The sequence below is a fragment of the Sanguibacter gelidistatuariae genome (assembly GCF_900096585.1).
GTDB classification, from domain to species: Bacteria; Actinomycetota; Actinomycetes; order Actinomycetales; family Cellulomonadaceae; genus Sanguibacter; species Sanguibacter gelidistatuariae.
The window spans coordinates 127,492-147,819 of the sequence record NZ_FMYH01000008.1 but is presented as its reverse complement, the minus strand read 5'-3'; the positions used below and the strand labels follow the sequence as shown (position 1 = coordinate 147,819).

Sequence of the window (20,328 nt, the reverse complement as noted above, 5' to 3'; positions counted from 1 at the left end):
TCGGGCAGGGTCGTGGCATGGAGTTCGCGGGGCGAGGAGCAGTGCGCGCGCTGGGTGCGCTCGGGCGCGCGGGCGGCGAGCTCGCCCGGCTGGTCGTCCCGCTCGAGTGCGGTGGGTGCGGGGCGGCGGATGTGCGCCTGTGCCCGGCCTGCGCCGCGCACCTCGCGAGCGTGCGCCGGGTCGACGCCGGGGCCCCGCGCCTGGACAGGTTGGGCGAGGGACCGCGGTGGCCGGTCTTCGCGGCGGGGGACTACACCGGGCCGGTGCGTGAGGCCGTCGTGGCGTGGAAGGACCGCGGCCGGGCGGACCTGACCGCGGCGTTCGCTCCGGCCATGACGCAGCTCGCCCGGACGCTCTCGGCCGAGGTCCTCGCGCGCGTTCCCGCTGGTCAGCCCGTCTGGATCGTGCCGGTCCCCTCCCTGCCGTCCGCCCGGCGTCGCCGCGGACGCGAGCCGGTGACCGAGCTCGCCAGGATCCTGGTCGCGCACGCTGTGCACCTCCCTCCCGCGCACCTCACCGGTCCCGCGCGCCGCGGACACGCCGGCGGCGAGCCGGTGCGGCTGGCGGCGGCGCTCGTCCATCTCTCGCGGGTGAAGACCAGGGTCCGCGACCAGGTCGGTCTGGGCATCCGGGCCCGCAGCGGGAACCTCGCCGGGACTCTCGACGTGCGCGCCCGGTCGCGGTCCGGCCTGGGTGCGCGTCCCCCGACCGTCTGCGTGCTGGTCGACGACGTGCTCACGACCGGCGCAACGCTCGCCGAGTGCGCCCGCGCGATCGGTCGCCGGGGAGGGCTCGTCGTGGCCGGCGTCGTGCTCGCGGCGACCCCTCCGCCGGGCTCCAGGGCGGGTCCGCCGGGCGCGTCGGTGCAAGCTGGCCCCCAATCGCGATAGCCTGTATCAAGATCTCGTCAGTGTTGGGAGGTGGTTCGAGACGGTGCCCGGAAATGGCACCGAGCTGATCATCGTTCGGGCGTGAAAACGCCCCCACTCCCTTGGAGGCTCTCATGGAGATTGTTGTCGTCGGTAGGCACACTGAAGTAGCCGATCGTTTTCGCCGACACGCTGAGGACAAGCTCGCGAAGATCGAGCAGCTCGCACCGACCGCGCAGCGCGTCGACGTCGAGGTCACTCACGAGAACAACCCCCGCCAGTCCGGCAACCGCGAACGGGTCGAGCTGACCGTCCGGGACAAGGGCCCTGTGGTCCGTGCCGAGGCAGCGGCGGACGATCGCTTCGGAGCCCTCGACCTCGCGCTCGACAAGCTGATCGAGCGTCTGCGCCGCGCGAACGACCGTCGCAAGAACCGCTTCCGCAACCCCACGCCGATGGACACCGTCGACGTCCGGCCCTTCGTCCCGACCCCCACGCCGGAACCGGTCGCACCGACCGCGCCGAGCGAGCCGGGCGAGACGGTCGAGACCCAGCTGGGCGACTCACCAGTTGTCATCCGGCAGAAGCTCCACAGCGCGTCCGCGATGACCATCGACGACGCGCTCTACGAGATGGAGCTGGTCGGCCACGACTTCTTCCTCTTCATCGACGCCGACACCGCTCGCCCGTCTGTCGCCTACCGTCGCCGGGGGTGGACCTACGGCGTGATCGCGCTCGACACCGCGTGCAGCCTGGAGGCCGCCGCTGTGGCGGTCGAGGCCGCCCGATCGGTGTAGCACCTCCCGCATGACCTCGGACGACGGCGTGGAACCCTCGGGTTCTGCGCCGTCGTCGTGCTGTCGGCCGTCGTGTCGGTGGCCCGGTGCACAATGACGCCATGACCGCCGCACACCCCATCCCTGCCGGCCAGACCTGATGGCGGCACGCACCATGACGCTCGCCCAGGCTCGCCGGACGGCGCTGGCTGCCTCGGGCCTGCACCGCCCGCGCCCCCAGGGGCCGGCCACGATGGCCGGCCTGCAGCGCGTCGTCTCGCGCCTGGGACTCCTGCAGATCGACTCCGTCAACGTCCTGGCCCGGGCCCACCTCATGCCGCTGTACGCGAGGCTGGGGCCCTACGACCCGGCCCTGCTGACCAGGGCCGCGCATATGGAGCCGCGCCGGCTCGTGGAGTACTGGGCCCACGAGGCGTCGTTCATCCCGCCCGAGACCTATCGCCTGCTCGAGTGGCGCCAACGCAGATACCGCACCGAGGCGTGGGGGCAGATCAGCGCGGCTGAGATGGACCACAGCGCCGAGATCATCGAGATCCGCGCGATCGTGCGCGACCACGGCCCGGTCACCGCGACCCAGGTCGAGGCGCTGCTCGTGGAGACGCATCCCCGTGACCGGTCCGCGTGGGGCTGGAGCTGGAGCACCGCCAAGCGGGCGCTGGAGTTCCTGTTCTTCACCGGGGAGGTCACCGCGGCGGGACGCACCAACGCCTTCGAGCGGCTCTACGACCTCACTGCACGGGTCCTCCCGCCGACCGTGCTCGCGGCCGCTCCCGTCTCCGACGCCGACGCCGTCCGCGCGCTCGTGGAGATCGGTGCGCGTGCGCACGGGGTGGGCACGGCCCGCTGCTTCGCGGACTATTTCCGGCTCAAGGGGCCGGCGCCGCGGGCGGCGATCGCGGAGCTCGTCGACGGCGGCGCCCTGCTGCCGGTTCGGGTCGAGGGATGGGACCGGGAGACCTTCGTCCACCGAGATGCGGCGACGCCGCGGACCGCGACGGCCCGGACCCTGCTCAGCCCCTTCGACCCGTTGATCTTCGAGCGGCGACGGCTCGCCGAGCTCTTCGGCACCCACTACCGGATCGAGATCTATGTCCCGGCCAAGGACCGGGTGCATGGCTACTACGTGCTGCCCTTCCTCGAAGGGGACCGGATCACCGCTCGGGTCGACCTCAAGGCCGACCGGCGCGAGGGCACGCTGCTCGTGCAGGCGGCGCACCGGGACACGTTCGCGACGGCGAGCACCGCGCGTCTGCTCGCCGACGAGCTCGGGATCTTGGCCGGGTGGCTCGAACTCTCCGAGGTCGTGGTGGCCGACCGCGGGGATCTGGCCGCGGACCTGGCGCGGGAGATCGGCGCGGCCCGGGCGGGCCGATGACGGGCCCGGCCTGACCCGACAACGGGCCTGGTCAGGCCCGTTGTCGAGGCTGGAATGAGACGTGATGTGACGAGGAGCACCGCTCCTCGCATACGATGGGCAGTTGTATGCCGCCTGAGCCGTTCGGAGCAGGCGAGAGAGCGAAGAAAACTCGAACCGGGAGTACTGCGTGGCTGCGATCCTCGAGAAGGTCCTACGCTTCGGCGAGGGTCGAATTCTCAAGAAGTTGTCCGGACTGGCCAAGCAGGTCAACGCGCTCGAGGACAGCTTCGAGCTGCTCTCCGACGAAGAGCTCCGCGAGGAGACCGACCGGTTCAGGGAACGCCTCGCGGAGGGCGCGACCCTGGACGAGCTGCTTCCCGAGGCCTTCGCCGCGGTGCGTGAGGCGTCCCGTCGCACCCTGGGCCAGCGTCACTTCGACGTCCAGCTCATGGGCGGTGCAGCGCTGCACCTGGGCAACATCGCCGAGATGAAGACCGGTGAGGGCAAGACCCTCGTGGCGACGCTGCCGGCCTACCTCAACGCGCTGTCGGGCGACGGCGTGCACGTGGTCACGGTCAACGACTACCTCGCGCAGTACCAGAGCGAGCTCATGGGACGCGTCTTCCGTTTCCTCGGGCTGACCACCGGGTGCATCCTGTCCGGCCAGACCCCGGCCGAGCGCCGCGCGGAGTACGCCAAGGACATCACCTACGGCACGAACAACGAGTTCGGCTTCGACTACCTGCGCGACAACATGGCCTGGTCGACCGACGACCTCGTCCAGCGCGGGCACAACTTCGCCGTCGTCGACGAGGTCGACTCGATCCTCATCGACGAGGCTCGTACCCCGCTCATCATCTCCGGGCCCTCCTCGGGCGACGCCGACAAGTGGTACGGCGAATTCGCACGGGTGGCCCGCCGCCTGGTGGCGGAAGAGGACTACGAGGTCGACGAGAAGAAGCGCACGATCGGCGTGCTGGAGCCCGGCATCGCCAAGGTCGAGGACTACCTCGGCATCGACAACCTCTACGAGTCCCTCAACACCCCGCTGATCGGCTTCCTCAACAACGCCATCAAGGCTAAAGAGCTCTTCAAGCGCGACAAGGACTACGTCGTCATCAAGGGCGAGGTGCTCATCGTCGACGAGCACACCGGCCGCATCCTGGCCGGACGCCGCTACAACGAGGGCATGCACCAGGCGATCGAGGCCAAGGAGGGTGTCGCGATCAAGGCTGAGAACCAGACCCTGGCCACGATCACCCTGCAGAACTACTTCCGCCTCTACGGCAAGCTCGCCGGCATGACCGGAACGGCCGACACCGAGGCCGCGGAGTTCCACGGCACGTACAAGCTCGGCGTCGTCCCGATCCCGACGAACCGTTCGATGCTGCGCATCGACCAGCCGGACCTCGTCTACAAGAACGAGGACGGCAAGTTCAATGCCGTCGTCGAGGACATCGTCGAGCGGCACGCGGCCGGTCAGCCCGTCCTCGTCGGTACGACGAGCGTGGAGAAGTCCGAGCTGCTCGCGTCCAAGCTCAAGAAGCAGGGCGTCCCGCACGAGGTCCTCAACGCCAAGCAGCACGCCCGTGAGGCGACCATCGTCGCCATGGCCGGGCGCAAGGGTGCGGTCACGGTGGCCACGAACATGGCCGGTCGTGGAACCGACATCATGCTCGGCGGCAACGCCGAGTTCCTCGCGATCGCCGACCTCGCCTCGCGTGGCCTGGACGCCTCCGAGACCCCCGACGACTATGAGGCCGCCTGGCCCGCAGCGATCGAGGCCGCGAAGCAGGCGGTCCAGGAGGAGCACGACGAGGTCGCCGACCTTGGTGGCCTCTACGTCCTGGGGACCGAGCGGCACGAGTCCCGCCGCATCGACAACCAGCTTCGCGGTCGCTCCGGTCGTCAGGGGGACCCGGGCGAGTCCCGGTTCTACCTGTCGATGCAGGACGATCTCATGCGGTTGTTCGGCAACGGCCTCGCGGAGTCGATGATGCAGCGTGTCGGCTTCCCCGACGACATGCCGCTCGAGTCCAAGATCGTCACCCGCGGCATCGCGTCCGCTCAGGGTCAGGTCGAGGGCCGCAACTTCGAGATCCGCAAGAACGTCCTCAAGTACGACGACGTGCTCTCCCGCCAGCGCACGGTCATCTACGACGAGCGCCGCCGCGTGCTCGACGGCGAGGACATGGAAGAGCAGGTTCAGCACTTCATCACCGACGTGCTGACCGCCTACATCGAGGGCGCCACGGCCTCGGGTCACCCCGACAGCTGGGACCTCGACGCGCTGTGGACCGCGCTCAAGGCGGTCTACCCCATCTCGATCACGGTCGAGGAGGTCGTGGAGCAGGCCGGAGACGTCGACGCGCTCACCCACGACCTCATCCTCGCCGAGGTGCTCTCCGACGCCCGTCACGCCTACGGGGCCCGCGAGAGCGAGCTGGGCGAGAAGAACATGCGTCAGCTCGAGCGTCGCGTCGTACTCTCGGTCCTGGACCGCAAGTGGCGTGAGCACCTCTACGAGATGGACTACCTCAAGGAGGGCATCGGGCTGCGCGCGATGGCCCAGCGTGACCCGCTCGTGGAGTACCAGCGCGAGGGCTTCCTGCTGTTCCAGGCAATGACCGAGGCGATCAAGGAAGAGTCTGTCGGATTCCTGTTCAACCTCGAGGTCAAGGTCGAGCCTGCCGCTCCGGCCGTGACCGCTGCTGGTGCCGCCGCCGTGGCGGGGACCCCCGTCGCGCAATCGCTGGGTGCAGCGGGTGGCGCGGCCGAGCCGGTGCTCGTGGCAAAGGGTCTTGACGGCCCCGAGCGCAAGGTTCCGCTCAGCTACACGGCCCCGAGCGAGGACGGCGACGCCGAGGTGATCACCGGCGGCCCGGGTGGCGCGAAGAGTGTTCGAACGGTCGACGGCGAGGCGGGCGAAGAGACCGGCAACCGCGAGGCTCGTCGCAAGGCCGCGAAGCAGAAGAAGCAGGGCTGACCTGCCGCCTGACGGGTCCTGATCTACGCCAGAGGGCGCCTCCCGGTTTGGGGGGCGCCCTCTGGCGTGCTCAGCCTCGCGTGCGCAGCCTGGCGTGCTCGGCCTGGCGTGCGGCTCAGCCGATCTCCAGGACGACGACCCACCACCGTCCACGATGCTCCTCCACACGCAGGGCCGCGGCGCGGACCCGGTCGACGTCGTCGACGATCACGGTGGCCTCTGCCACACCGGAGGCGATGCGGATCACTCGCGCGTGGCGCACACGTGCACGTGACTGGGACACCGGTGGGGCGCCGGGTCGGGTGCGGGCTTGCTCGCGGACCTGGCAGCGGGCGTACAGGGCGTCGAAGACCTCGGGCGAGACGGAACGGACGAGCTGGGCGAGCGGACGGATCCCACGCAGGGACTCCATCGCCGCATGGGCCACCGCGCAGCACAGGGCCGTGGGATCCCCGAGCGGTACGCCGGGGTCGGTGGTGGGCGGCGCGGGTGGCTCGGAGGGGCCGTTCGGGTGGTGCGTGAACTCCTGGAGCCCGCCCCTGCGCCGCTGGACCGTGGTGAGCGGGTGCGCCGGCAGGAAGTCGGTGCGGTGCAGCGCTCGCACCGGCTGGGCGATCGGTTCTGCTCGCGGCGGCGTGGAACGCCTGGTGGGCACCAGAATGGCGGGCGTACGCGGTGCGGTGCGAAGCGTGGGTGTGCTCATGACAGGCTCCTTGGGCTGACGGGCTGACGGGCTGACGGGCTGACGGGCTGACGGGCTGACGGGCTGACGGGCTGACGGGCTGACGGGCGTCAGCCCGTAGAAGTGGGGATCTGGAGGACCTGGCCGGGGTGCAGAAGATCTGGATCCGCCCCGATCACGGCGGCGTTGACCTCGTACCAGGTGTGCCATGACGACGCGACCTGCGCGTTCGATGCGTCAGGCGGGAGCGCGACCGCGGCGAGGTGCCACAGGGAGTCTCCTTCGGCGACCACGATCGTGCCGGACGCCGGGTTCGGTGTCCCGTCTCGGCTTGGGGACGTCGCAGACGGTGGCGCCGTCGGGCGGACCGGAGCGGCAGCCGGCGGCGCGGCGCTGGAGGATCCGGTGCCGGTGGAGCTACCCGTCTGTCCAGAGGAGGCTGGTGCCGTGCCGGTCGGTGCGGGCGTTCCGGGTGCGGTGCGCGTTGGCGCCGACTGCGTGGCAGATGCGCTCGGCAGCGGTGCACCCGGACGATCCGAGCCCGGCGCGCTCGACCCACCCGGCCGTGCGTACTCGGCAGGAGCAGGAGCAGGAGCAGGCTCGTGGGTGAGGCCCTCGGCCAGGGTGCGGGGTGTGCCGAGGCTCGTCGGGTCGGTGACCTCGGTCGACGCGAGATCGCCGAGGCTCCTGAGATCACCGCCGCCCGTGTTGACCGCGACTGCGGAGACATCGCGTCCGTCGATCGTGACATCGTCGCGATCGATGCCCGCGAGCTGACCATCGGCTGACAGCGTCGTCGCGGCGATGTCTGGAGCCTGGGCAGGCTGGGTGGTCGTCCACCCGAGGTCGGGCGGTACGTCGGCGGCCTGGGCAGGCAGGGCCGACAGGGTCAGCCCCGCACCGATTCCGGCCACCGCGAGCCTGCGGAGCGTCTGCGGAGCGACGGTCTGAATACACCGCAGGAGGATCGCGCTCCGCAGACCCACCCGTCCGGCGAGCAGGCTGGCCGTGATGAGCAGCAGGCTCAGGGACCACCACGCGGCCACCACCGTGCCCAGCGCCAGGAGCGGTGCGGCGACCAGGGTGTCGATCCCGAGAGCGCTCGGCGTCTGCCACCAGGCGCGGGCGGCCACGACCTCGGGCCAGGTGGCGACGAGACGAGCCCCCAGGAGCCCGGCGAGGACAGCGAGTGCGACCGCCGCGAGCCCGGCGGTGGCGAGGCGCCATCCGGACACGATCGGGCGCCGTCGAGGATGCGAGACGAGAGCTGAGGGTGACATTGGATCTCCGTACATCATCTTTGATGTTGTTTGATGCAACTTGATGTCACTCGATATAAGCCGACGAAGTGGCGGTCTGTCCACCGATAGCCCGCGATGTGGATGACCGTGTGGATGACGCCGTGAACGACACTCCGGTCGTGTGCAGTCCGCCGCGGTCGTCCGCAGGCGCCCGCGGCCAGCCTGCGGCACAGTGTTCGCATGCGGTGGGAGATGCTGTTCGCGGACCTCGAGGCTCAGCTCGAGGCGGCCCGCGCCCTCGACGTGCACGCGGTCGCCGCGGACCTGACCAGGGCCGAGGCCGCGACGATCCCCCTCACAGACCGCCTCCGTGGGCTCCGTGGGACGCCCGTCCGGGCCGCGCTGGTGAACGGTCAGGACATGGAGGGTGAGGTCCGTGAGGTCTTTCCCGAGTGGGTCCTGCTCGCGGCCGCCGGGCGGGAGGTGATCCTTCCCCTGCGGGCCGTGGAGTCGTGGACCGGCCTCGGACCGGACACCGCACCGCCGACGGCTAGCGAGGTGGGCACCTGGCTCCGGCCACCACGTGAAGGCCCACCTCGTGACGGCCCGCCCCGGGGAGCGGCCGACGCCGCAGAGACTGCCGGCGGCTCGGCCGCGGCCGGCCCCCGGCCGGTTCCGAGCATGCTTGGTCTGGGGCAGGCCCTGCGCCGGCTGTCCCGGGACCGGGCGGTTGTCGTCGTGCAGACGGCGTCACGCGAGCACCACGGCCGGATCGACCGGGTGGGGCGCGATCATCTCGACCTTCAGCCGGACCAGGGGCAGGACTGGGGCGCGCGCAGACGCGCGAGCGACCGACGGATCGTCATCGGGACGGCGAGCATCGTGCTGATCGGCTCCTCGGCGCGCTGACCGTCGACCCGGCGCATGCCATCAGCCGTGTGCACCTCACGGGCGCACCGAGGGTTCGCCCGACCGAGCGCGAGCCGCCGGTCAGTCCTCGAAACCGTTGGCGTCGACCTTGGCCCGGGTCTGGGCATACAGCCGCTGGATGTACGCCTCGAGCTCGGTCACCTCGACCCGCCACTGTCCCCGCCCGCCCACCTGGATCGCGGGCAGGTCGCCCGACCGCACGAGGGCGTATGCCTGGGCCGCGGAGATGTTCAGCGCCTCGGTGACGTCAGCGAGTGTGAGGAAGCGGTTCGACATGTGTTCAGTCTGGCACGGGCGTGACCGCGGGACTGCGTTGTCCACACAGGTGCTTGTCCACAGGCACCGCGCAGAGTTGGCGATGAACAGGCAGGATGTGAGGCAAACAGGTGGGTCAGGACGGAGATCGCCGATGTGCGCATCGCACACGAGCATCACACATGAGGAGACACGATGACGGCTGAGCTGCCCGCACCGGTCGCCCCGCGCCTGCGCCGCCCGACCTGGCGGGACCCGCGCCTCGCCTTTGGCATCCTGCTCGTCACCGCTTCGGTCGCGCTGGGGACGTGGGCGGTGGCCGACGCCGGCCGCACGGTCGCGGTCTACGCCGCGGCGACCACGCTCACCCCGGGCGACGCGATCGGCCCGCAGGACCTGGTCGCGGTCGACGTCCGGTTGGGAGACGACCTCGACCTCTACTATCCCGTGACCGACGACCCTCCCCAGGGGCTCGTCGCGCTGCGCACAGTCGGTGAGCGTGAGCTCCTGGCACGCAGTGCGGCCGGCTCCGCGGAGGCGCTCGACTACCGGTCGGTCGCGATCCCGGTCACCGAGACGCTCTCCTCGAAGGTCACCGCGGGATCCACCGTGGACCTCTGGCTGGTGCCGCCGGCGCAGAGCGGCGCCCCCGCCGCGGCGCAGCCCCAGGTCCTGGCCGAGGGCCTCGTGGTCGCCGAGCTGGGTGAGCGAGGCAGCGGCCTGATGGCGGGCGGCGCGCCGACCGTCCATGTTCTGGCTCCGAGCGAGGCCCTGCCGCAGATCCTCGCAGCCCTCGCCGGAGGTGGCACGGTCGCGATCATGGCCGTCCCGGGACCGGACCTGTGAGCTCGGCGGTGGGCGCAACAGTCGGTTCAGCCCAGGGCGACGGGCCGCTGACCGTCCTGTGCGCCGTGATCGGCCCGATCGAGGCGACCGCGGTCGCCATACTGGCCGGCGCACCGGGTCAGGTCGACCTGACCCGCCGCTGCGCCGACGTCGCGGAGATGCTGGCAGCGTCGGCGTCCGGGCTCTGCCGGGTGGCGGTGGTCTCCGCCGACCTGGTCGGGCTCGACCGCCCGGTTGTGGCGGCCCTGCACTCCGACGGTACCTGGGTCGTGGCCCTGTGCCCCGATGACCCTTGGCAGCACGAGAGGATGCGTGCCATCGGCGCAGACGCGGTCGTGATCGACACCGAGGTCACGACTCGCCTGCTCGACCTGGTCAGGTCCGTGGCTGCCCGAGCCGCTGACCTGCCCGCCGCACGGGGTGACCTCGGCTGGGCCGGCGAGAACGGCCTCGACCACGTCATGCTTGGCTCCTCCGCCTTCACCCACAGCCCCGGCCGCAGCCCCGATATCGACCCGGGCCACGGCGTCGGGCAAGACGGCGCGTCCGACGGCGGCCCGGCAGACCGCGACGGCACGGTCGTCGCGGTCTGGGGGCCGACCGGTGCGCCGGGGCGGTCGACGATCGCGCTCAACCTCGCCGCCGAGCTTGTGGCGCCACCCGCCGCCCGGCGGCGTGGCCGCGCGGCCACGCCGACCGGTGACACCGGGCTGCTCGTGGACGCTGACACCTACTCCGGGGCCTTGGCGCAGATGACCGGCCTGCTGGACGAGTCCTCCGGGATCGCCGCCGCGTGCCGGGCCGCCGGGCAGGGGGCGTTGACCCTGCACCAGCTGGCCATGATGACGCCGTCGATCGGCCCGCGGCTGCGCATCCTCACCGGCATCGCCCGGGCCGGTCGGTGGCCCGAGCTGTCCGCCGCGAGCCTCGAGGTCGTCTGGCAGGAGTGCCGCCGGCTCGCCCGGTGGACCGTGATTGACTGCGGCTTCGCGCTCGAGTGCGACGAGATGCTCACCTACGACACCCGGGCTCCGCAGCGCAACGCCGCGACGCTGAGCGCACTGGCCGCCGCCGACGTCGTGGTCGTCGTCGGGGGCGCCGACGTGGTCAGCGTGCAGCGCCTCGTGCGGGCCCTCGACGACCTGCGCAGCACCGATGTGGGGGAGACGGCCGATCCGGTCGTCGTGGTCAACCGGGTGCGCGCATCGGTCGTGGGGCGCAGCCCCGGCCCGGTGCTGCGGGAGACGCTCCTGCGGTACGCGAACGTCGGCGACGTCCACCTCGTGCCCGACGACCAGACGGCGTGCGACACCGCGCTGCTGGCCGGGCGGACGCTCGCGGAGTCCGCGCCGTCGTCGGCCGTGCGACGGGCGATCACCGACCTGGCGGTCGCGGTGCAGGAGCGGGCGCCGGTGGCGGGCTCCCCGCGCGCGGGGTCGACGTCGGCCAGGAGGCCGACCGCTGCGGCGCCGTGGTCTCCGACGGTGGCACACTAAGGCCATGCGCCTCTACGTCCCCTCGACGCTTGCCGAGCTCGATGCCCTGACCACAGCGAAGATCACGCTCTCCCCACGCCGCGCGCACGCCGCGACGCCGGCGCTCGTGGCCGAGCTCGCCGCGGAGGGGATCGACGACCTCGAGGAGGTCGAGTATGTCGCCCAGCTAGCCGCGGCCGACGACTCTCTCGTGGTGATCGCCTCCGGGCCCTCGGTCCCATGGCTGCGGGTGGTCATCTCCGTCGACGTCCCCGACGCGGCCGTGCGGCCGCTTCCTGCGGGTGAGGACGACGACCTCGCACCGAGCGCGGTCGAGATCACCGAGCAGGTCACGGGCGTGAAGATCGTCTGCGTCCATGTCGACGAGCCCGATGCGGCCGCCGACATCGAGGCCGTCATGGGAGGCGACGACGACGCCATCGAGCGACTCGCCGACCGCGACCTGCTCTGGTACGACGCGACCGAGATCGCTGCGATCCCGCGCTGACGGCGGCGTTGCCCGCCGCCTGCCGCGCCGACCGCCTGCCGCGCCGACCGCGACTGGTCGGGTCAGCTCAGCGCTGCGGCCGATCGCCCAACGCCGCCAGGATGTGGTCGTGCAGCAGCCCGTTCGTGACGAGCGCGTTCCCGCCGTAGGGCCCGTCCGTGCCATCGAGCGACGTGAACCGCCCGCCCGCCTCGGTCACGATCGGCACGAGCGCGGCCATGTCGTAGAGCTCCAGCTCGGGCTCCATCGCGGCGTCCACGGCCCCCTCGGCCACGAGCATGTGGGACCAGAAGTCGCCGTAGGCGCGGGTCCGCCAGGCCTGCCGGGTGAGGTCGACGAACTGGTCGAGCTTGCCGCGCTCGTCCCAGCCGCTCAGGCTCGAGTAGGACAGTGACGCGTCGGCGATGTCCTTGACACCGGAGACCCGCAGCCGGCTCGCCGCGGCGAGCGACCGACCCGTCCACGCCCCGGTGCCCTTCGCCGCCCACCAGCGCCGGCCGAGCGCGGGCGCGCTGACCACGCCGACGACGATGTCGTCACCCTCGGCCAGCGCGATAAGCGTGGCCCACACCGGTACGCCGCGGACGAAATTCTTGGTCCCGTCGATCGGGTCGATGATCCAGCGCCGCGAGCCGTGCCCGGTCGCCCCGAACTCCTCGCCCAGGATCGCGTCGCGCCCGCGGGCCCGGCCGAGCTGACCACGGATGATCTCCTCGGCGGAGCGGTCGGCGTCGGAGACGGGCGTGTGGTCCGGCTTGGTCTCCACGCGCAGGTCGAGGGCCTTGAACCGGGACATGGTCAAGGAGTCGACCTGGTCGGCGATGACAAGAGCGAGGCGGAGGTCGTCGTCGTACTGGGGGCGCGCGATCATAGTCCTCACCGTAGCGGTGCGCGGCGGTGACCAGCGACTAGGCGCGCGCTGTGAGGAGCCGGCGGAAGGAGTCCAGGCGCGCCGCACGGGCCGCCTGGACGGACTCGTCGGGCGCCGTGGCGACCCAGTCGTCGAGCATGCAGTCGGGGGAGCCCTCGAGGTGGGTGCACCCGCGTGGGCACTCCTCGGCGACCTCGGCGAGGTCGTCGAAGGCCGTGAGCAGGTTCTCGATCTGCACGTGAGCGAGCCCGAAGGACCGCACACCGGGGGTGTCGATCACCCAGCCGCGCTCGCCGTCGTAGTCGGGCAGGCGCAGGGCGACCGCCGAGGTCGACGTCTGCCGGCCTCGGCCGGTGACGTCGTTGACGACCCCGACGGTGCGCCGGGCACCGGGGACGAGCGCATTGACCAGGGTGGACTTGCCGACCCCGGAGTGCCCCACGAACACCGACATGCGTCCGGCGAGGGCCGCCCGCACCTCGTCGAGAGGGGTGATGGCCCCGTCCTCGTCGCGGAAGGTGGTCACCACGGACACCCCGATCGGCTCGTACAGGGCGCGCAGCGCGTCGGGGGAGGCCAGGTCGCTCTTGGTCAGGCAGAGCAGCACGTCCATGCCGGCGTCGTAGGCGGCGACGACGCAGCGGTCGATCATCCGGGTGCGGGGCTCGGGCTCAGCCAGCGCGGTCACGATGACCAGCTGGTCGGCGTTCGCGACGATGATCCGTTCGTAGGGGTCGGTGTCGTCGGCCGTGCGGCGCAGGACCGTCTTGCGGTCGGTGATCCGCACGATCCGGGCGAGGGTGCCGTCTTCCCCGGTCGTGTCTCCGACGACGTCGACCTTGTCCCCGCACACCACCCGGTTGCGGGTGAGCTCGCGGGCCTTCATCGCGGAGATCGAGTGCTCATCCGGGAGGTTCTCGTCGATCAGCAGGGTGTACCTGCCCCGGTCCACGCCGGTGACCAGGCCGGTCACGGCGTCGTCGTGGTCCGGACGGGTCTTCGTCCGGGGACGGCTCCCGCGCTTGCTGGGGCGGGAATGGAAGTCCGACTCGTCGGTGGGGCGGCGGGACATCAGGTCAGATCGCCGGCCCGTCGGTCGAGGACGGTTCCGCGCCCAGCATCGCGAGCCACATGCCCGTGAAGCCGGGCAGGGTCTTGGCGGTCGTGTCGACGTTCTCGACCTCGACCCCGGGCACGCGCAGCCCGATGATCGCGCCGGCGGTGGCCATCCTGTGGTCGTGGTACGTGTGGAAGACGCCGGCGTGCAGCGGGCGCGGGGTGATCACCAGGCCGTCGCTGGTCTGCTCGACCTGCCCGCCGAGCCGGGTGATCTCGATCGCGAGCGCGGCCAACCGGTCGGTCTCGTGCCCGCGCAGGTGCGCGATCCCACGCAGGCGGCTGGGGGAGTCGGCGAGCGCGGCCAGCGCGGCGATCGTCGGGGCAAGCTCGCCTCCGGCGTGCAGGTCGATGTCGATCCCGTGGATCACGCCGGTTCCGGTGACCGAGAGCACGTCGCCGTCGAGGCTCGTGGTGGCGCCCATGGCGGTGAAGATCTCGGGGACCATCGCGCCGGGTTGGGTGGTCTGGGTCGGCCAGCCGGGAACGCGGACGGTTCCCCCGGCGACCAGCGCGGCTGCGAGGAAGGGGCTCGCGTTGGACAGGTCGGGCTCCACGCGCACCTCGCGGCCGGTGATCGGCCCGGGGCGCACCTGCCAGATGGCCGGACGGGAGTCGTCGACCTCGACCCCGGCCTCGCGCAGCAGGGCCACGGTCATGTCGATGTGCGGCAGGCTCGGCAGGGTGGTGCCGGTGTGGCGCAGCGTGAGGCCCTGGTCGAAGCGGGCGGCGGCGAGCAGCAGCCCGGAGACGAACTGGCTCGAGGCGGACGCATCGACGTCGACTGAGCCGCCGCGCACCGCGCCGGACCCGGTGATCGTGAAGGGCAGCAGGCCGCGATCGCCGTCGTTCACGCGCACGCCCAGGCCGCGGAGCCCGTCGAGGATGGGGCCCATGGGACGGACCCGGGCCCCGGCGTCGCCGTCGAGGGTGATCCGTCCGCTGGCCAGGGCGGCGACCGCGGGGATGAAGCGCATGACGGTTCCGGCGAGGCCGCAGTCGATGGTTACGTCGCCCACGCTGGTGCCCGGGGTGACGAACCATTCGCTCGGCGTCGAGCCCTGGGTGATGGTCGCGCCGAGGGCGCGCAGGGCCTCGACCATGAGGTCCGTGTCACGGCTGCGCAGCGCACCGCGCAGCACGCCCGGGCCGTCGGCGAGGGCCGCCAGCACCAGGTAGCGGTTGGTCAGCGACTTCGACCCTGGCACCTCGACCGTCGCGTTGAGCTGCCCGGGCGCCGGGGTGAGTGTCGGCGCGGTCCACAGGTCAAGGCCAGAAGAGGTCGTCGTCATGCCCCAAGGTTATTGCACCTGGCCGCGGCAAGGGTCCTGGTCTCGCGGGTGGCGTCGGGCGTCGGGCTGGCTGAGCCAGTCACCGACAGCGCCGCGTCGGGCAGCGCGATGGTCAGCGGCACGCTCGTCGGCGGACCGGCGTCACGCCTTCTTGGCGGCCTTCTTCTCGGCGGACTTCGTCGCCACGCGCTCGGCACGGGCGTGCTCGATGCGCCAGGCCATGCCCGGGCGCCCCTCGGAGTCGACGCCGGCGAGCAGCGCCGCGCCGATCGCGCCGAGACGGCGGACGAAGGGCTCGGTCCGCGCGGCCCGGGTACGCGGACCCGGGGTGAAGGGCTGCTCGGCGACCGCGAGCGGGAGGGAGAGCGCGGCGAGGGACAGTGCGGCGAGGCGAGGCACGCGGCCCACGGCGAGGGCAAGCCCGGCCGCGACGGTGAGCCCACCGTGCACCTGGACGAGCGTGCGGAGCTGGCGGTCCGTGAGCGGGGCCCGTCCGAGCGCGCCGGTGGCCTGGTCTGCCGGACGGCGCGCGGTGACGACGTGCACGGCGGGGTGGCGCGCGGCGTCGAGCCCGTCATGGATGAACCATGTGGCGAGCAGCGGACGGGCAATCTTGCGGAGCAACATCGGTGGTCTCCCTACAGGCGTGTGTCCAGGTCACTGTATCGTCGTCGGCCGTGCCCTGCTGTCTCCGCCGCCCTCAGTCACCCAGAGGGCGGCGCCCACGGTCCCTGGATACGACCCCGTCGAGGGGCTCTCGCAGAGCCGCCCAGGACTGGGCTGGCGCGCCGGGGCCAGACGAGACCGACGTCGCCCGGCGCCATCGCGCCAGGATGCGTCAGGTCAGAGCGCGCCGCCGGCGGCCGAGGGGGCGTCGGACGACTGGCCGGAGTCGCCGACCTGCTCGCGGGCCACGTAGTTCTCGATGTCGAAGAGGTTGTCCCCGGCGCGGTGGGCGATCGTCAGCAGCGTGTTGGCCGAGGCGACCTCCTCGACCTGCTCCTTGAGGAACCACAGCAGGAACTGCTCGCCGAGCGCGTCGCCCTCGGCGCGGGCAGCCCGGAAGATCGCCTCGATCTGGTCAGTGACCTGCTTCTCCTGGTCGAGGGCGAGCTGCAGCGGCTCGGTCACCGAGGCGAACTCGTTGCGGACGGCGCCGCCGGAGGGGATGGTCACGCGGATGTCGCGGTCGAGCATGTACTGCACGATCATCATCGCGTGGTTGCGCTCTTCGACGGCCTGGAGGTAGAAGTGCGCGGCGAGCTGGGGCAGGTCCTCGCTGTCGAACCACACCGCGATCGCGATGTACTGCTGGTGGGCGTCGAGCTCGTGGCCGACCTGGGCGCGCAGGAGGGAGAGGAACTGGGAGTCAGTGGCTGTCGTCGTCATGAGGTCCACCGTAGTGCCCGACGCCGCGTCCTGGCCTGGTGAGACCGGTCACCCAGGTAGTGCTCACCCTGGCTGGCTCGGCTCCCCGGACGCGGCGGCTGACCTGGGGAGACCTGCCGCAGGCGCGAGGACCGGCCGGTGAGGCGCAAGGACCGTCCGGCTCCTGTCTGGGAATGACGACGGGTGCGAGTGTGTTGAAGCAGTGTGACTTGTGTTCTAGAGGAGAGCGGCCCCCGGACGGGCACGCGTGCAGGCAGGGAGAGGCCCATGGCACTAGGCTCGGCGGTGATGACTGAGGACACCAACCGCGCGCCCGAGGCCGAGGGCGACACCGAGCGGACCCAGCGGTTCGAGCGTGACGCGCTCGTCCATCTCGACCAGCTGTACTCCGCCGCCCTGCGCATGACGCGCAACCCGAGCGATGCCGAGGACCTGGTCCAGGAGACCTTCGCGAAGGCGTTCGCCGCGTTCCACCAGTACCGACCGGGCACCAACCTCAAGGCGTGGTTGTACCGGATCCTCACCAACACCTTCATCAACACCTACCGCAAGAAGCAGCGTGAGCCGTTGCAGTCCGCGGCAGAGAACGTCGAGGACTGGCAGATCGCCCGGGCCGCCTCGCACACGTCGATCGGATTGCGCTCGGCCGAGGCCGAGGCGCTGGATCGGCTCCCGGACTCCGACGTCAAGCGTGCGCTGCAGGAGATCCCCGAAGACCGGCGGATCGCGGTGTACCTGGCCGATGTCGAGGGGTTCCCCTACAAGGAGATCGCCGAGATCATGGGGACGCCGATCGGGACGGTCATGTCGCGGCTGCACCGGGGGCGGGCGCAGCTGCGAGAGCTGCTCAACGACTATGCGGTCGAACGTGGATTCACCGGCGCGGAGCACAAGGGCTCCTCCGGAGCAGGGCAAGACGGTCAGGAGGATGTGCGGTGAGCACCAACGACAACTGTGACGACGTCATCGGTCATCTCTTCGAGTACCTCGACTCGGAGATGACCGACAACGACGCCGAGCGAATGCGGGCGCACGTCGCGGAGTGCTCTCCGTGCCTGGCCGAGCTGAGCATCGACGAGCTGGTCAAGCGGCTGCTGCGGCGCTCCTGCACGGAGCAGGCCCCCGAGCACCTGCGGGTCAAGATCCACCTGCAGATCACCAAGCTGTCCGCCCAGGGCTGAGCCCGTGACCGTACAGGTCACGACCCCGCCGGACACGCCCCGCCGGACATGACAAAGGGCCCCGTCGCTACTGCGACGGGGCCCTTCTGCATGCTCACAACGCGAATCAGGCGTTGGGACGCTTGCCGTGGTTCGCTGCGTTGCCCTTACGGCTACGACGCTTGCGTCCGCGCTTGCTCATAGTGATCTCCTCGAATCGAAGGACTGGAAGCCGCGCGTGTGGCCGCACGTGCCTGGCTACTATGGTCCCACAAATCCGGGGGTGTCCCGCACGCGGCTCGGTGTGTGGGCCGTCACGCGTGCGTCCGCGGCCCTCAAGTGGCGCGGCCCAGGTGCCGATAACGGGGACGTGAGTGAACCGCGCCAGTCCGTCATCCCGCTCCTGCACGCCCTCGCCAGCACGGGTGGCTCCGACCTGCACTGCAAGGTCGGGTCCGCTCCTCGCGTCCGGGTGGACGGGCGCCTGCGCCGTCTGCAGGCTCCTGAGCTCTCGCCCGAAGACACCATCAGCATGCTCTCCGAGGTGCTCCCGGACTCGTTCCTGGACGACTTCGAACGCACTCACGAGGCGGACTTCGCCTACCAGCTGGACGGCGTCGGGCGCTTCCGTGTCAACGCCTACCAGGCCCGCGGGCACGTCGGGATGGTTTTCCGCCGGGTGACCGAGGGCGTGCTGTCGATCTCCGAGCTCGGCCTGCCCGAGGTGGTCGGCGAGCTCGCCCTCGAGCCGCGCGGCCTTGTGCTGGTGACCGGGCCGACCGGGTCCGGCAAGACGACGACGTTGGCTTCGATGGTCGACCTCATCAACACCCTGCGCGAGGTGAACATCATCTCGATCGAGGACCCGATCGAGGTGCTGCACTCCGACAAGAAGGCGATCATCTCCCAGCGTGAGGTGCGTCACGACACCGCCGACTTCAACTCCGCGCTGCGCGCCGCCATGCGCCAGGACCCTGACGTGATCCTCGTGGGCGAGATGCGCGACGCCGAGACCGTTCGCGCCGCGCTCCAGGCCGCCGAGACCGGCCACCTGGTCATGTCCACCCTGCACACGATCGACGCGCAGGAGACGATCAACCGCATCGTCGACTTCTTCCCACCGCACGAGCAGACCCAGGTGCGCACCGCGCTGTCCCAGGCCCTGCGCGGTATCGTCTCCCAGCGCCTCGTGCGCCGGGCCGACGGCGGCGGCCGCCGCGTGGTCTCGGAGGTCATGGTCAACACCGGGCGCACGGCCGAGGCGATCGTCAACCCCGCCGACAACCCGCCGCTCTTCGACCTCATCAAGGACGGCGAGTACTACAAGATGCAGACCTTCGACCAGCACCTCTTCGACCTGGTCCGGGACGGCGTCATCACCTACGAGGAGGCGTGCGGCGCCTCGACGAACCCGCAGGACCTCACGGTCGAGCTGCGCGGCGCGGGCCTGCTCGCCTGACCGTTCTGCTTACGCAGGCCAACGCTGCGCCACCTCCGTTGTCACGGCCATGCGGCCGGTCTACGGTGGGTGGACACCGCGACGAAGGAGCACGCATGAGGAACGAGACCTGGGTCATCGCCGAAGCACGATCGCTGCGCACGACGATCGCGGCCAACGCGAGCGACGGCGGCACCGATGCCTTCACCAAGGGCGCGGGACCGGTCACCTCGGTCGTCGTGTCGATCAACGCCGGGTCAGTGCGGGTCGAGGCTCATGACCGCCTCGACATCGAGCTCGACGTCGTCTCCATCTCCGACCGGCCGCTCGCCGCAACCTTGACCGACGACACCTTCAAGGTGTCCTACGACTTCACCGGCATCGAGGGGATCGTGGACCGGGTCAAGGGACTGCGGGACAAGGACTCCGCGGACATCATCGTCCGGGCACCCCGCACGGCCGCGATCAGGGTGACGACCGTACGAGGCGACGTGAGCGTCCAGGACGTGACCGCGCCGGTCACGGTGACCACGGTCGACGGCAGCGTCGAGGCGGTCGGGGTGACCGGCCCGGTCTCGGTCTCGACAGCCGCCGGGCGCGTCTCGAGCACGGGGCAGGTCGGACCGGTGAGCGTCAAGACGGGGACTGGGCCCATCCACCTCGCGGGCCAGCTGAGCCGCGCGGATGTCACCACCGTCTCGGGCGCGGTGAGCATCGAGACGGCGTCCGGAGCCAGCGTGATCACCACGAAGACGGTGTCCTCCCGCGTCGCTCTGCGGGTCCCGGCCGATGCCGGGGTCGATCTGCGGGTGCGCAGCGTGACCGGCACGATCGCCCTCGACGGCGCGGACCTGCGCCAGGCCACGGGCCTGGGCGGGCGTACGGCCCTCGTCGAGCACACCGAGCCGGGCGCGACGGTGTTCCTCACCGCGAACTCGGTCTCCGGCGGTGTCGTCGTCTCTCACGAGGACTAGCCGCCCCGCACCCCTCAGCCCCGCCGCACCCCTCAGCCCCGCCGCACACCCAGCCCCGCCCGGTCCTGCCCAGCCGACGGTCGATCCGCCCGCAGCCATCCCGTAGGTGTACGAATTCCGCCCCTTTCTCGGCTAGAAGAGG

General features: G+C 71.2%; 21 protein-coding genes. 12 read left to right on the top strand and 9 right to left on the bottom strand.

Translation table 11 applies throughout. The features are described from left to right. The first annotated feature begins 17 nt into the window (after positions 1–17). From BLQ50_RS16050 to secA, 4 genes are all read left to right on the top strand, one after another. Positions 18–890, top strand: coding sequence for a ComF family protein (locus BLQ50_RS16050; protein ID WP_093185844.1), 873 nt, complete (start codon positions 18–20; stop codon positions 888–890). Positions 891–1,003: 113 nt separating this feature from the next. After that, on the top strand, positions 1,004–1,666 hold the full coding sequence (gene hpf, locus BLQ50_RS16045) for a ribosome hibernation-promoting factor, HPF/YfiA family (protein WP_093185842.1): 663 nt from the start codon (positions 1,004–1,006) through the stop codon (positions 1,664–1,666). Between the two features lie 154 nt (positions 1,667–1,820). Next, positions 1,821–3,041, top strand: coding sequence for a winged helix-turn-helix domain-containing protein (locus BLQ50_RS16040; RefSeq protein ID WP_245701315.1), 1,221 nt, complete (start codon positions 1,821–1,823; stop codon positions 3,039–3,041). Positions 3,042–3,210: 169 nt separating this feature from the next. Then, positions 3,211–6,009, top strand: a complete 2,799-nt coding sequence (gene secA, locus BLQ50_RS16035; RefSeq protein ID WP_093185837.1) for a preprotein translocase subunit SecA — start codon at positions 3,211–3,213, stop codon at positions 6,007–6,009. Positions 6,010–6,124: 115 nt separating this feature from the next. Here secA and BLQ50_RS16030 read toward each other — a convergent pair whose 3' ends face one another. Then, complete coding sequence (locus BLQ50_RS16030; protein WP_139185855.1) at positions 6,125–6,712, bottom strand: Rv3235 family protein; 588 nt, start codon at positions 6,710–6,712, stop codon at positions 6,125–6,127. 89 nt (positions 6,713–6,801) lie between these two features. Next, entirely contained in the window at positions 6,802–7,971 is a 1,170-nt protein-coding gene (locus BLQ50_RS16025; protein ID WP_093185832.1) for a LysM peptidoglycan-binding domain-containing protein, read from the bottom strand. A gap of 201 nt (positions 7,972–8,172) precedes the next feature. Between BLQ50_RS16025 and BLQ50_RS16020 the strand changes: the two genes are divergently transcribed. Then, on the top strand, positions 8,173–8,841 hold the full coding sequence (locus BLQ50_RS16020) for a hypothetical protein (protein ID WP_093185829.1): 669 nt from the start codon (positions 8,173–8,175) through the stop codon (positions 8,839–8,841). A gap of 81 nt (positions 8,842–8,922) precedes the next feature. Here the strand turns inward: BLQ50_RS16020 and BLQ50_RS16015 are convergent, their stop codons facing one another. Then, positions 8,923–9,138: a helix-turn-helix domain-containing protein gene (locus BLQ50_RS16015; RefSeq protein ID WP_093185827.1), complete on the bottom strand. Its 216-nt coding sequence runs from the start codon at positions 9,136–9,138 to the stop codon at positions 8,923–8,925. A 174-nt stretch (positions 9,139–9,312) separates the two neighbouring features. Here BLQ50_RS16015 and BLQ50_RS16010 point away from each other — a divergent pair, with 174 nt between their 5' ends. Genes BLQ50_RS16010 through BLQ50_RS16000 form a run of 3 tightly spaced genes read left to right on the top strand, consistent with a single transcriptional unit; the run spans position 9,313 to position 11,946 of the window. Continuing rightward, complete coding sequence (locus BLQ50_RS16010; RefSeq protein WP_093185824.1) at positions 9,313–9,963, top strand: hypothetical protein; 651 nt, start codon at positions 9,313–9,315, stop codon at positions 9,961–9,963. 8 nt (positions 9,964–9,971) lie between these two features. Then, positions 9,972–11,459, top strand: a complete 1,488-nt coding sequence (locus tag BLQ50_RS16005; protein WP_175559165.1) for a CpaE/TadZ family protein — start codon at positions 9,972–9,974, stop codon at positions 11,457–11,459. A 4-nt stretch (positions 11,460–11,463) separates the two neighbouring features. Beyond that, positions 11,464–11,946: a DUF6912 family protein gene (locus tag BLQ50_RS16000; protein WP_093185822.1), complete on the top strand. Its 483-nt coding sequence runs from the start codon at positions 11,464–11,466 to the stop codon at positions 11,944–11,946. A 67-nt stretch (positions 11,947–12,013) separates the two neighbouring features. Here the strand turns inward: BLQ50_RS16000 and hisN are convergent, their stop codons facing one another. From hisN to BLQ50_RS15975, 5 genes are all read right to left on the bottom strand, one after another. After that, positions 12,014–12,817, bottom strand: a complete 804-nt coding sequence (gene hisN / locus BLQ50_RS15995; protein WP_093185819.1) for a histidinol-phosphatase — start codon at positions 12,815–12,817, stop codon at positions 12,014–12,016. Positions 12,818–12,854: 37 nt separating this feature from the next. Further along, positions 12,855–13,889, bottom strand: coding sequence for a ribosome small subunit-dependent GTPase A (gene rsgA, locus BLQ50_RS15990; RefSeq protein ID WP_093185817.1), 1,035 nt, complete (start codon positions 13,887–13,889; stop codon positions 12,855–12,857). 4 nt (positions 13,890–13,893) lie between these two features. Continuing rightward, entirely contained in the window at positions 13,894–15,225 is a 1,332-nt protein-coding gene (aroA, locus tag BLQ50_RS15985; RefSeq protein WP_093185814.1) for a 3-phosphoshikimate 1-carboxyvinyltransferase, read from the bottom strand. Positions 15,226–15,366: 141 nt separating this feature from the next. Beyond that, positions 15,367–15,852, bottom strand: coding sequence for a DoxX family membrane protein (locus BLQ50_RS15980; RefSeq protein WP_093185812.1), 486 nt, complete (start codon positions 15,850–15,852; stop codon positions 15,367–15,369). A gap of 216 nt (positions 15,853–16,068) precedes the next feature. After that, positions 16,069–16,614, bottom strand: a complete 546-nt coding sequence (locus BLQ50_RS15975; RefSeq protein ID WP_093185957.1) for a ferritin — start codon at positions 16,612–16,614, stop codon at positions 16,069–16,071. A gap of 204 nt (positions 16,615–16,818) precedes the next feature. Between BLQ50_RS15975 and BLQ50_RS15970 the strand changes: the two genes are divergently transcribed. Together BLQ50_RS15970 and rsrA are read left to right on the top strand one after the other, a co-directional pair. Beyond that, positions 16,819–17,553: a sigma-70 family RNA polymerase sigma factor gene (locus BLQ50_RS15970; protein ID WP_425424109.1), complete on the top strand. Its 735-nt coding sequence runs from the start codon at positions 16,819–16,821 to the stop codon at positions 17,551–17,553. After that, on the top strand, positions 17,550–17,795 hold the full coding sequence (gene rsrA, locus BLQ50_RS15965; protein ID WP_093185809.1) for a mycothiol system anti-sigma-R factor: 246 nt from the start codon (positions 17,550–17,552) through the stop codon (positions 17,793–17,795). Before BLQ50_RS15970 ends, rsrA begins: the two co-directional genes overlap by 4 nt. Before the next feature lie 106 nt (positions 17,796–17,901). Here rsrA and BLQ50_RS19355 read toward each other — a convergent pair whose 3' ends face one another. Further along, the gene (locus tag BLQ50_RS19355; protein WP_099052597.1) at positions 17,902–17,976 is read right to left on the bottom strand and encodes a 50S ribosomal protein bL37; all 75 of its coding nucleotides are present in this window, start codon (positions 17,974–17,976) and stop codon (positions 17,902–17,904) included. Between the two features lie 168 nt (positions 17,977–18,144). Between BLQ50_RS19355 and BLQ50_RS15960 the strand changes: the two genes are divergently transcribed. Then, positions 18,145–19,233 carry a type IV pilus twitching motility protein PilT gene (locus BLQ50_RS15960; RefSeq protein ID WP_093185951.1) on the top strand — a complete coding sequence of 363 codons (1,089 nt, stop codon included), beginning with the start codon at positions 18,145–18,147 and terminating at the stop codon, positions 19,231–19,233. A 95-nt stretch (positions 19,234–19,328) separates the two neighbouring features. Next, on the top strand, positions 19,329–20,186 hold the full coding sequence (locus BLQ50_RS15955; protein WP_093185807.1) for a DUF4097 family beta strand repeat-containing protein: 858 nt from the start codon (positions 19,329–19,331) through the stop codon (positions 20,184–20,186). Positions 20,187–20,328 lie beyond the last annotated feature (142 nt).

What these genes read in the sequence shown, in the direction of transcription:
- BLQ50_RS16015 (WP_093185827.1), bottom strand. Translation starts at nt 9,138, where the DNA reads ATGTCGAACCGCTTCCTCACACTCGCTGACGTCACCGAGGCGCTGAAC.
- BLQ50_RS16040 (WP_245701315.1), top strand. Translation starts at nt 1,821, where the DNA reads ATGACGCTCGCCCAGGCTCGCCGGACGGCGCTGGCTGCCTCGGGCCTG.
- hisN (WP_093185819.1), bottom strand. Translation starts at nt 12,817, where the DNA reads ATGATCGCGCGCCCCCAGTACGACGACGACCTCCGCCTCGCTCTTGTC.
- BLQ50_RS16030 (WP_139185855.1), bottom strand. Translation starts at nt 6,712, where the DNA reads ATGAGCACACCCACGCTTCGCACCGCACCGCGTACGCCCGCCATTCTG.
- BLQ50_RS15955 (WP_093185807.1), top strand. Translation starts at nt 19,329, where the DNA reads ATGAGGAACGAGACCTGGGTCATCGCCGAAGCACGATCGCTGCGCACG.
- BLQ50_RS16025 (WP_093185832.1), bottom strand. Translation starts at nt 7,971, where the DNA reads ATGTCACCCTCAGCTCTCGTCTCGCATCCTCGACGGCGCCCGATCGTG.
- BLQ50_RS15975 (WP_093185957.1), bottom strand. Translation starts at nt 16,614, where the DNA reads ATGACGACGACAGCCACTGACTCCCAGTTCCTCTCCCTCCTGCGCGCC.
- aroA (WP_093185814.1), bottom strand. Translation starts at nt 15,225, where the DNA reads ATGACGACGACCTCTTCTGGCCTTGACCTGTGGACCGCGCCGACACTC.
- hpf (WP_093185842.1), top strand. Translation starts at nt 1,004, where the DNA reads ATGGAGATTGTTGTCGTCGGTAGGCACACTGAAGTAGCCGATCGTTTT.
- BLQ50_RS15980 (WP_093185812.1), bottom strand. Translation starts at nt 15,852, where the DNA reads ATGTTGCTCCGCAAGATTGCCCGTCCGCTGCTCGCCACATGGTTCATC.
- BLQ50_RS16020 (WP_093185829.1), top strand. Translation starts at nt 8,173, where the DNA reads ATGCGGTGGGAGATGCTGTTCGCGGACCTCGAGGCTCAGCTCGAGGCG.
- BLQ50_RS16010 (WP_093185824.1), top strand. Translation starts at nt 9,313, where the DNA reads ATGACGGCTGAGCTGCCCGCACCGGTCGCCCCGCGCCTGCGCCGCCCG.
- BLQ50_RS16050 (WP_093185844.1), top strand. Translation starts at nt 18, where the DNA reads ATGGAGTTCGCGGGGCGAGGAGCAGTGCGCGCGCTGGGTGCGCTCGGG.
- BLQ50_RS16000 (WP_093185822.1), top strand. Translation starts at nt 11,464, where the DNA reads ATGCGCCTCTACGTCCCCTCGACGCTTGCCGAGCTCGATGCCCTGACC.
- rsgA (WP_093185817.1), bottom strand. Translation starts at nt 13,889, where the DNA reads ATGTCCCGCCGCCCCACCGACGAGTCGGACTTCCATTCCCGCCCCAGC.